The sequence below is a fragment of the Streptomyces sp. WAC06614 genome, assembly GCF_003949795.1.
Classification (GTDB): Bacteria; Actinomycetota; Actinomycetes; order Streptomycetales; family Streptomycetaceae; genus Streptomyces.
On the sequence record NZ_RPRY01000249.1, the window covers coordinates 1 to 10,585 of the forward strand.

The 10,585-nt window shown below is 74.0% G+C and carries 8 protein-coding genes; 1 reads left to right on the forward strand and 7 read right to left on the reverse strand.

What is annotated here, in order from left to right; genetic code table 11:
- Window positions 1–35: 35 nt before the first annotated feature.
- The 6 genes from EF918_RS26315 to EF918_RS26340 form a co-directional block, all read right to left on the reverse strand.
- On the reverse strand, window positions 36–2,213 hold the full coding sequence (locus tag EF918_RS26315) for a bifunctional diguanylate cyclase/phosphodiesterase (protein WP_260610689.1): 2,178 nt from the start codon (window positions 2,211–2,213) through the stop codon (window positions 36–38).
- A gap of 401 nt (window positions 2,214–2,614) precedes the next feature.
- Entirely contained in the window at window positions 2,615–4,813 is a 2,199-nt protein-coding gene (ligA, locus tag EF918_RS26320; RefSeq protein WP_125651185.1) for an NAD-dependent DNA ligase LigA, read from the reverse strand.
- A 30-nt stretch (window positions 4,814–4,843) separates the two neighbouring features.
- Complete coding sequence (locus tag EF918_RS26325; RefSeq protein WP_125651187.1) at window positions 4,844–5,821, reverse strand: methionine synthase; 978 nt, start codon at window positions 5,819–5,821, stop codon at window positions 4,844–4,846.
- Entirely contained in the window at window positions 5,818–6,507 is a 690-nt protein-coding gene (locus tag EF918_RS26330; protein ID WP_125651189.1) for an SDR family oxidoreductase, read from the reverse strand. Before EF918_RS26330 ends, EF918_RS26325 begins: the two co-directional genes overlap by 4 nt.
- 110 nt (window positions 6,508–6,617) lie before the next feature.
- Entirely contained in the window at window positions 6,618–6,962 is a 345-nt protein-coding gene (locus EF918_RS26335) for a DUF1330 domain-containing protein (RefSeq protein ID WP_125651191.1), read from the reverse strand.
- Between the two features lie 134 nt (window positions 6,963–7,096).
- Window positions 7,097–8,143: a GlxA family transcriptional regulator gene (locus tag EF918_RS26340; RefSeq protein ID WP_125651193.1), complete on the reverse strand. Its 1,047-nt coding sequence runs from the start codon at window positions 8,141–8,143 to the stop codon at window positions 7,097–7,099.
- 113 nt (window positions 8,144–8,256) lie between these two features.
- Here EF918_RS26340 and EF918_RS26345 point away from each other — a divergent pair, with 113 nt between their 5' ends.
- The gene (locus EF918_RS26345; protein ID WP_125651195.1) at window positions 8,257–9,183 is read left to right on the forward strand and encodes an NADP-dependent oxidoreductase; all 927 of its coding nucleotides are present in this window, start codon (window positions 8,257–8,259) and stop codon (window positions 9,181–9,183) included.
- A 208-nt stretch (window positions 9,184–9,391) separates the two neighbouring features.
- Here the strand turns inward: EF918_RS26345 and mnmA are convergent, their stop codons facing one another.
- On the reverse strand, window positions 9,392–10,525 hold the full coding sequence (gene mnmA / locus EF918_RS26350) for a tRNA 2-thiouridine(34) synthase MnmA (protein WP_125651197.1): 1,134 nt from the start codon (window positions 10,523–10,525) through the stop codon (window positions 9,392–9,394).
- Window positions 10,526–10,585 lie beyond the last annotated feature (60 nt).

Consider the following 10,585-nt stretch of genomic DNA (forward strand, 5'->3'; position numbering starts at 1 on the left):
CGCCAGGGCCGTGCCCGCGCCCGCCCCGGTCCGGGTCAGGAGGCCGGGGTGTCCGACAGTTCCGCCGTGATGTCCGCCGGGCGGCGCCAGCCGCGCTCGCCGCGGGCCAGGAGCCAGGCGGTGGCCTCCTGCGGAGGCATGGCGGCGGCGACCAGCCAGCCCTGGACGGCGTCGCAGCCCAGGTCGCGCAGGCGCTCCCAGGTCTCGTCGTCCTCGACGCCCTCGGCGACGACCAGCAGGCCCAGCGAGTGGGCGAGGTCCACCGTGCAGCGGACGATCTCGGCGTCCTGGGCGTCCACCGCCAGCCGGGCCACGAAACTGCGGTCGATCTTCAGCTCGCTGACCGGGAGGCGGCGCAGGTGCACCAGGGAGGAGTAGCCGGTGCCGAAGTCGTCCAGGGACATCTTCACCCCGTGGCCGGTCAACCCGGCCATGGTGTCGGCCGCCCGCTGGGGGTCCTCCAGCAGGACGTGTTCCGTTATCTCCAGCTGCAGGGCGCCGGCCGGTACGCCGTGCCGGGCCAGGCGCGCCGCGACGGCGCCGGCGAAACCCGGGGTGTGGACGTCGCGGGGGGAGACGTTGACGGCGACCGGCACCTTCAGGCCCTGGGCGCGCCAGCGGGCGACCTGGGCGAGGGCCGTCTCCAGGACGTACTCGGTGAGGTGCGGCATCAGGCCGGACGTCTCGGCGATGGCGATGAACTCGTCCGGGGGGACCCGGCCGCGCTCGGGGTGGACCCAGCGGACCAGGGCCTCCAGGCCGGCCACCTGGCCGTCGAAGCGGACCTTGGGCTGGTAGTGCAGTTCGACCTCGCCGGCGTCGAGGGCACGGCGCAGGTCACCGAGGAGGCCGAGGCGGTCGGGGGTGTTGCTGTCCCGCTTCGACTCGTAGACCTCGACCCCGGTGCGGTCCCGCTTGGCCTGGTACATGGCGACGTCGGCGCGGCGCAGCAGGCCCTCGGCGTCGAGGGCGTGGTCGGGGAAGACGGCGAGGCCCGCGCTGGCCTCCAGGACCAGGGTGAGGCCGTCGAGGTCGAGCGGGGAGCTGAGCTCGGCGACCAGGTGGCGGGCGACCCGCTGGGCGCTGGTCTGGGAGTCGGCCACGGGCAGGAGGACGGCGAACTCGTCGCCGCCGAGCCGGGCGGCCTCGGCGTCCTCGGGGAGGGCCTGGCGCAGCCGGTCGGCGATCTGCAGCAGGAGGCGGTCGCCGGCCAGGTGGCCGAGGGTGTCGTTGACGGCGCGGAACCGGTCCAGGTCGATCAGCACAAGAGCTGACCGGGTGCCCAAACGTTCAGCCTCGTCGAGTGCGGTCCAGGTGCGTTCCAGCAGCCACTGCCGGTTGGGCAGTCCGGTCAGGGGGTCGCGCAGCTGCTCCTCGGCCCGGGCGCGGGCGATCCACAGGGTGGAGTCCAGGGCGATCAGGGGGACCGCGAACAGCGGCAGAACGGTGGGCAGGGTGACGGCGACCACGCAGATCAGCGGGGCGATGCCGAGGAGTGCGACCGCGACCAGGCCCTGTCGGAGCACGGCCGTGCGGGCGATGGTGGGCAGCCCGCCGCCGGGCGGGGACTGCGCGGCCCACAGCAGCACCCGGGTGACGGCCAGGTAGGCGAGGGCGGTCAGGAGCACCGCGGGGGCGGCCGACAGGGACCAGTCGGTGGGCCGCCACGGGGTCTCCACCGACGGGGTCCGGCCGAGGGCGGCCAGCACCAGGGCGCCGGCGCCGATGCCGAGGATGTCGGCGGAGCCGTGCAGCAGGCCCTGGCGCCAGCGGTGCCGGCGGGCGGCGCCGACGAGGGAGACCACGGCCAGGGAGACCAGGCCCGCCGCCAGCCAGCCGTACAGGAGCAGGACGCCGAGGGTGAGGGCCGCGCCCGAGCCGGTGCCGCCCCACCAGCGGTCCCGGCCGAGGGCGACGAGGTGGCCGACGATGATGCCGGTCAGCAGGGCCAGGGCCCAGCCCACCGAGCCGCCGGGGAACAGGGCGTGACGGTAGGTCAGGGCGTGGACGAGGCCGATCGCGACGAGGGTGAGGGCGAGGCCGACGACGGCGAAGGGCAGCACGGTGCGCCGCCCCGGTCCCGCCGCGACGGCGACCGTCAGCGGGTGCGTCTCGGGCGTCCTGGCGCGCAGGACGCCGAGTCGCCGCGTCCGCACGGCGGGTACGTTCCCGCCGAGATCAGGTGACGGGTCGGCGCTTTCGGTGGGTTTCATGCCCGTCCCTCTCACAGCCGGCGATGCCGATGCCTGGGGGCACCTCCCAGCGGTAGCTGGGGGAGGCCCCGATGTCATGCCATCACGGCTGAAATCGCGTCACCGCAGCCGTGCACGACAGGCGCACCCCTCAACAGTAGGCCGCAGGAGGCTCTCAGGGGCAGCGGTCGGCGGCGGTTGCCCGAATGCGACCCAGCCATCCTCATCAGTACGGTATCCGCCGAACGGGTGAGTTTGGACCAGGACCCGGGTGTCACCCGTCCGATGATCCGACAGCTCACGGCCCTACGGCCAGCCCTCGTCCGGCCGTTCACGACCGGCGGTCGCACCCGGCGTGCGCCCGCCCGTACGGCCGCACGCCACGCATCCGTTCGCCTTCGCTACGTCGTCCGGTGGGCCCTTTACTCCACCCCGGCGGCGCCTTCCACCGGGAGGGCGGCCTCGCGCGCCGCGTCAGGGCCCTGCTCCAGCAGCACCTCGAAGCCGGCGTCGTCGAGGATCGGCAGCTTCAGCTGCACGGCTTTGTCGTACTTGGAGCCGGGGTTGTCGCCGACGACCACGAACGAGGTCTTCTTCGACACCGAGCCGGTGACCTTGGCGCCGCGGCTCTGCAGGGCCTCCTTGGCGCCGTCCCGGGTGTGGTTCTGCAAAGTGCCGGTGACGACGACGGTCAGGCCCTCCAGCGGGCGCGGCCCCTCCTCCTCGCCGGATCCTTCCTCCTCCGTCCGGACGCCGGCCTCGCGCCACTTGCGCAGGATCTCCTGGTGCCAGTCGACCGCGAACCACTCCTTGAGCGAGGCGGCGATGATCGGGCCGACGCCGTCGGTGGCGGCCAGCTCCTCCTCGGTCGCCGCCTGGATCCGGTCGATCGAACGGAACTCGCGGGCCAGCGCCTCGGCCGCGACCGGGCCGACGTGCCGGATGGACAGACCGTTGATGATCCGGGCCAGCGGGCGGTCCTTGGCGGCGGCGATGTTCTCCAGCATCGCCAGGGTGTTCTTCTTGGGCTCGCCCTTCTGGTTGGCGAAGACCGTGACGATCTTCTCCTCCCCCGTCTTCGGGTCCCGCTTGGGCAGACCGCTGTCGGGGTCGAGCACGTAGGCCTTGATGGGCAGGAGCTGCTCCACCGTGAGGCCGAACAGGTCGCCCTCGTCCCGCAGCGGCGGCTCGGCCGGCTCCAGCGGGTTCGTCAGGGCCGCGGCGGCCACCGCGCCGAAGTTCTCGATGTCCAGGCACTGCCGACCGCCCAGGTAGAACAGCCGCTCGCGCAGCTGCGCCGGGCAGGTGCGCCCGTTGGGGCAGCGCAGGTCGATGTCGCCCTCCTTCATCGGGCGCAGCGCCGTCCCGCACTCGGGGCACTCGGCGGGCATGACGAACTCCCGCTCGGTGCCGTCGCGCAGGTCCACCACCGGCCCGAGGATCTCGGGGATGACGTCGCCCGCCTTGCGCAGCACCACGGTGTCGCCGATGAGCACGCCCTTGGCCTTGACCACCTCCTGGTTGTGCAGGGTGGCGAACTCGACCTCGGAGCCGGCCACCGTCACCGGCTCGACCTGCGCGTACGGGGTCACCCGGCCGGTGCGGCCGACACCGACCTTGATGTCGATCAGCTTGGTGTTGACCTCCTCGGGGGCGTACTTCCACGCGATCGCCCAGCGCGGGGCGCGGGCGGTGGAGCCCAGCCGGCCCTGGAGCGGGATCTCGTCGAGCTTGACCACGACTCCGTCGATCTCGTGCTCGACGGAGTGCCGGTTCTCCCCGAAGTACGCGATGAAGGCGCGCACTTCGTCCAGGGTGGCGACCACCTTGTTGTGCCGGGCGGTGGGCAGGCCCCACTCGTGCAGCAGCGCGTACGCCTGCGACAGCCGGTCGATGTCCAGGCCCTCGCGGGCGCCGATGCCGTGGACCACCATGTGCAGCGGACGGGTCGCGGTGACCTTCGGGTCCTTCTGCCGCAGCGAACCGGCCGCCGCGTTGCGCGGGTTGGCGAAGGGCTTGTCCCCGGCCTCGACCAGGCGGGCGTTGAGCTCCTCGAACTTCTCCATCGGGAAGAAGACCTCGCCGCGGATCTCCACCAGCGCCGGGATCCGCTCGCCCCGCAGGCGGTCGGGGATCTCGGCGATGGTGCGGATGTTGGGCGTGATGTCCTCGCCGGTGCGGCCGTCGCCGCGGGTGGCGGCCCGGGTGAGGCGGCCGTGCTCGTAGGTGAGGTTGACGGCCAGGCCGTCCACCTTGAGCTCGCACAGGTAGTGGTACGCGGAGGTGCCGGTGTCCCGGGCCACCCGCTCGGCCCAGGCCGCCAGCTCCTCGTCGTCGAAGGCGTTGTCGAGGGACATCATCCGCTCGCGGTGCTCCACCGAGGCGAAGTCCGTCTCGTACGCCCCGGCCACCTTCTGGGTGGGCGAGTCCGGGGTGCGCAGCTCCGGGTACTGCTCCTCCAGCGCCTCCAGGGAGCGCAGCAGCGTGTCGAACTCGGCGTCGCTGACGACCGGCTGGTCGTTGACGTAGTACCGGAAGCGGTGCTCCTCGACCTGCTCGGCCAGCAGCTGGTGCTGCTCACGCACCTGCGCCGGTACCGTCTCCTGCTGTTCGGCTGCCATGCCGTGTCCTCCCGTGGCCCCGTCGGTCCGTCACTCAGGGTTGTCGGCGAGCGACCTCGCCGCCCTGACGCAGTGGGCCTGTACCGCGCGGGCATAGGCGGGCGAAGCACCCGCCAGACCGCACGACGGAGTGACCACCACGGACTCGGCGAGAGTCCCCGGGGCCAGCCCCAGCCTGCGCCAAAGCTTCCTGACACCCATGACGCTACCGGCAGGGTCCGACAATGCGACGTCGGTACCGGGCACCACTCCGGCGAAGAGCCGCATGCCGCTCTCGACGGCCTCCCCGAGGGCGTCGTCATCGCGCTCGGTGAGCAACGAGAAATCGAACGACACGGCCGACGCGCCGGCCCGGCGCAGCAGCGCGAAGGGCACGTCGGGCGCGCACGTGTGCACCACGACCTCGCCGTCGTGCACGGCGAACAGGTCCCGCAGGCTCGCCTCGACCACCTGGCGGTCCACGGCCCGGTACGTGCGGTAGCCGCTGGCGGTGCGCACCCGGCCGCTCAGGACGGCGGTCAGCGAAGGCTCGTCGAACTGGAGCACGACCGAGGCCCCCGGCACCCGCTTGCGCACGTCCGCCAGGTGCTCGCGCAGCCCGTCGGCCAGCGATCCGGCCAGGTCCCGGCAGGCGCCGGCGTCGGAGAGCAGGGCCTCGCCGCTGCGCAGCTCCAGCGCGGCGGCCAGCGTCCACGGCCCCACCGCCTGGATCTTCAGCCGGCCCTGGTAGCCCTGGGTGTACTCCTCCAGCGCGTCGAGGTCCTCGCCGAGCCAGGAGCGGGCCCGCCGGGTGTCGCGGCCGGGCCGGTCGCTGATCCGCCAGCCGCTGGGCTCGACGTGCGCGTACAGGTCGACCAGCAGGCCCAGCGAGCGGCCGATCATGTCCGCGCCGGGGCCGCGGGCGGGCAGTTCGGGCAGGTACGGGAAGTCCTCGAAGCTGCCGGTGACGGTCTTGACGGCCTCCCGGGCGTCGCCGCCCGGCATCGAGCCGACGCCGGTGGCGGTCATCGGCCGGGCCTCACGGTCAGGTCGTTGACCTCGGCGTCCCGCGGCAGGTCCACGGCCATGACGATGGTGGTGGCCACCGACTCGGGGTCGATCCACGCGGCCGGGTCGTACTCCTTGCCCTCCTGCGAGTGCACCTTGGCCTGCATCGGGGTGGCGGTGCGGCCCGGGTACACCGAGGTGACCCGGACGCCGTTGCCCTTCTCCTCGCCGCGCAGGGAGTCGGCCAGCGCCTTCAGCCCGTGCTTGGAGGCGGCGTACGCGCCCCACTCCGGATGGGCGTTGAGCCCGGCGCCGGAGTTCACGAACACCACCTGGCCCTTGGCGGCGCGCAGCGAGGGCAGCAGCAGCCGGGTGAGTTCGGCGGGGGCGATCAGGTTCACGTTGAGCTGCTGGTGCCAGGTCTTGGGGCGCAGGTCGCCGACCGGGCCGAGGTCGACGATGCCGGCGACGTGCAGCAGCGAGTCCAGCCGGTCGGGCAGGGCCTGGTGGGAGAAGGCCCAGGCGATCCGGTCGGGGTCGGCCAGGTCGGCGACGAGGGCGCGGGAGCCGGGGTAGCGGGCCGTGAGCTCCTTGCCGCGGGCCGCGTCGCGGGCCAGGAGGACGAGGTCGTCGCCCCGGGCGTGCAGGCGGGCGGCGACGGCGGCGCCGATGCCCGAGCCGGCACCGGTGATGAGGTGAGTAGCCATGCGCCCATGCTCGCACCTCGCCGACCGGCGCCGACGCGGCGGCTCAGCGGTCGCCCCGGGTGCCGTGGAGCTGGGCGGCCGTGGGGCTCAGGGCCCGGCGACCGTACGGCTCAGAGCCCGGCCCGGGCGCGCAGGGCGGCCGCCGTGCGCGCGGCCCGGTAGCCCTCCGGCACCCCGTCGACCAGGATGATCTCGGCGGGCATGTGGCGGGTGCGCAGCGGGACGAGGTCCTGGTAGGCCTCGGAGTCGTACCAGTCGCGGGCGGCGTCGAGGCCGGGGAAGGCGATCACGACGACCGTGCCCGGCCAGGTCCCCTCCTTGACCTCGACCTCGGCACCGTGGACGAGGAAGCGGCCGCCGAACGGCTCGAAGGTGGACTCGATGGTCTCGATGTAGCGCAGGACGTCCTCGTGCAGGGCGCCGGGGCGGATGTGGCCGATGGCGTAGGCGGTCATCTCGGGCTCCTTCGGGGGGAGTTGGACGAGCGTGTCGGGACGGCCCGGGGTGCCGGGCCGACCCGGCCCCATCCTGCCCGCCGCAGGGTGCGCGCGGCGATGACCTCCGAGGTCATGCCCGCGGGTGCGGATCCCTACGGGGCCGTTCCCGCGGGCTGGAAGGTGCGGCGGTAGGCGATCGGCGAGACCCCGATGCCCGCGCGCATGTGCTGGCGCAGGGAGTTGGCGGAGCCGAAGCCGGCCCGGTGCGCCACGAGGTCCACGGGCAGATCGGTGGTCTCCAGCAACTGGCGTGCCAGTTCCAGACGTTGGGCGGTGAGCCATTGCACCGGGGTCATGCCGACCTCGTCGCGGAAGCGGCGGGTGAAGGTGCGCAGGCTCATCCGGGCGTGGTCGGCGAGTTCGGCGAGGGTGAGCGGGGTGTCGAGGCGTTCCAGGGCCCAGGCGCGGGTGGCCGTGGTGGTGGCCACGGTCGGCTCGGGCACCGGGCGGTCGATGTACTGGGCCTGGCCGCCGTCGCGCCAGGGCGGTACGACGCACATCCGGGCGGCGCGGTTGGCGGCGGCCGCCCCGTGGTCGCGGCGGATCACGTGCAGACACAGGTCGACCCCGGCGGCGACCCCGGCCGAGGTCAGGACGTCCCCGTCGTCCACGAACAGCACGTCCTCGTCGAGCCGGACCCGCGGGTAGGCGCGGCGGAACTCCTGGGCCAGGTTCCAGTGCGTGGTGGCGGGGCGGCCGTCGAGCAGCCCGGCGGCGGCGAGCACGTAGGAGCCGGTGCAGATGGAGACCAGCCGGGTGCCCGGCCGGATCCCGGCGATGGCGGCGGCGACCTCCGGCGGCAGCGGGCCACCGCGGCCCAGCTCGGGCATGGCGTGGGTGGGCGGCACGATCACGGTGTCGGCGGCGGCGAGCGCCTCGGGTCCTGCCGCGGGCTGCACGGTGAACCCGGCGTCGCTCAGCACGGAGGCGCCGTCGGCGGTGCAGACGGTGACCTCGTAGAGCGGCTGCCCGTCGGGCCCCTCGGCGCTGCCGAAGACGCGGGACGGGATGCCGAGCTCGAACGGGGGCACGCCGGGCAGCGCCAGCACGGCGACACGATGCGGCCGCCCGGCTCCGGCCTCGGGCCGGGGCTCGCTCCGGGTCTCGTCGGGGTGCGGGCGGGGACGGGTCTCGCTCATGGCCAGATCCTGTCACATAGTGGCCATCCGGCCAACACCACGGGCGGCCGGGCTGCCGGATCGTGGACTGCGTCGCCGGGAGAGGCCCGGCAACCGGAAGCAAGGCGGAGAACATGCGCGCGGTGGTCGTGGAGCAGTGGGGCGGACCCGAGACCCTGGTCGAGCGGGAGATCGAGCGCCCCGAGCCGGGACTGAACGAGGTGCTGGTCCGGGTGCACGCGGCCGGTGTGAACCCGGTGGACTGGAAGGTCCGCGGCAGCGGCGCCCTGATCGAGTGGGGCGAGGTGCCGGTGCTGGGCTGGGACGTGTCCGGCACGGTGGAGGCGGTCGGTCCGGGCGTGACGGTGTTCCGCCCCGGTGACGAGGTCTACGGCATGCCGCTGTTCCCGCGGCAGGCGGGCGGCTACGCCGAGTACGTGGTGGCCCCGGCCCGCCAGCTCGCCGCGAAGCCGGCGTCCCTGACGCACGTGGAGGCGGCGGCGCTGCCGCTGGCCGCGCTCACGGCGTGGCAGGCCCTGGTGGACGCGGCGGACGTGCGTCCCGGCGAGCGGGTGCTGGTGCACGCGGCGGCCGGCGGCGTCGGGCACTTCGCGGTGCAGATCGCCAAGGCGCGCGGCGCGTACGTGATCGGCACGGCCAGCGCGGGCAAGCACGAGCTGGTGCGGGGGCTGGGCGCGGACGAGGTGGTCGACTACCGGTCGGTGCGCTTCGAGGAGGTCGTCTCCGACGTCGACGTGGTCCTGGACGGGCTGGGCGGCGAGACCGCGCAGCGGTCGCTGGCCGTGCTGCGGCCCGGCGGCCGGCTGATCACCCTGCCGGGGCCGGACGACGTGCCGGCGGTGACGCCGGAGGGCGTGCGGGCCGAGTGGGTGCTGGTCGAGCCGGACCAGGTGGGGCTGCGGGAGATCGCCGCGATGGTGGAGCGGGGTGAGCTGAGGCCGGTCGTGGACGCCGTGCTGCCGCTGGCGGAGGCGGCCAAGGCGCATGAGCTCGGCGAGCGGGGCCGCACCACGGGCAAGATCGTGCTCACCGTGGCCTGACCGGCCCCGGGCCCCGGCCCGAAAAGACCCCCGGGCTCCGCGCCGGACCCGTTCCGGGCGCTCCGGACCCGTTCCGGGCGCCCCCGGACCCGTTCCGGGCGCCCCGCGCCCGGGTCGCCTCGAACGCCGGCGGGGCTGGACGAATCCAGCCCGCCGGCGTTCGGGGCGCTGGGGCTCGGGGGCGGAGCGCCCGAAAGCGGAGCCTGGGCTAGACCGTGGTGGCCGCTGCGCGGACCGTCGTGGCGATGGTGGCCGAGCCGACCACGCGGGTGTCGTCGTAGAGGACGATCGCCTGGCCCGGGGCCACACCCCGGACCGGGGTGGTGAAGGTGACCTCCAGGGTGCCGGACGGCAGCAGTTCCGCGCGGACCTCGGTCTCCCCTCCGTGGGCCCGGAGCTGGGCCGTGTACGTCGCCGCCCCCACCGGAGGCGTCCCGCACCAGCGGGGCTTGATCGCCGTCAGGGCGGTCACGTCCAGCGCCTCGGCCGGGCCCACCGTCACCGTGTTCGTCACCGGCGAGATGTCCAGGACGTACCGCGGTTTGCCGTCCGGCGCCGGGTGGCCGATCCGCAGGCCCTTGCGCTGGCCGATCGTGAAACCGTACGCGCCCTCGTGGGAGCCCACCTTCCGGCCGGCCTCGTCCACGATGTCGCCCTCGGCCTTGCCGAGCCGCTTTGCCAGGAAGCCCTGGGTGTCGCCGTCGGCGATGAAGCAGATGTCGTGGCTGTCCGGCTTCTTCGCCACCGCCAGCCCGCGCCGCTCGGCCTCGGCGCGGATCTCCTCCTTCGTCGTGATCGTGTCCCCCAGCGGGAACATGGCGTGCGCGAGCTGCCGCTCGTCCAGCACGCCCAGCACGTACGACTGGTCCTTGGCCATGTCGGAGGCCCGGTGCAGCTCCCGCGTGCCGTCCGGGTTCTCCACGACCGTGGCGTAGTGGCCGGTGCACACCGCGTCGAAGCCCAGCGCCAGGGCCTTGTCGAGCAGCGCCGCGAACTTGATCTTCTCGTTGCAGCGCAGGCAGGGGTTCGGCGTGCGTCCCGCCTCGTACTCGGCGACGAAGTCCTCGACCACGTCCTCGCGGAACCGGTCGGCCAGGTCCCAGCAGTAGAACGGGATGCCGATGACGTCCGCGGCCCGCCGCGCGTCCCGGGAGTCCTCGATGGTGCAGCAGCCCCGGGCGCCCGTGCGGAAGGACTGCGGGTTCGCCGACAGCGCCAGGTGGACGCCGGTCACGTCGTGCCCGGCCTCGACGGCGCGGGCGGCGGCGACCGCGGAGTCCACGCCGCCGGACATGGCGGCCAGGACGCGGAGGGGGCGGGAGTGCGGCAGGTTCTCAGTCATAGCCCGTCCAGGGTACGGGGGAACCGGGACACGGTCACAGCGCGTTCTGCGGAGGGAGGG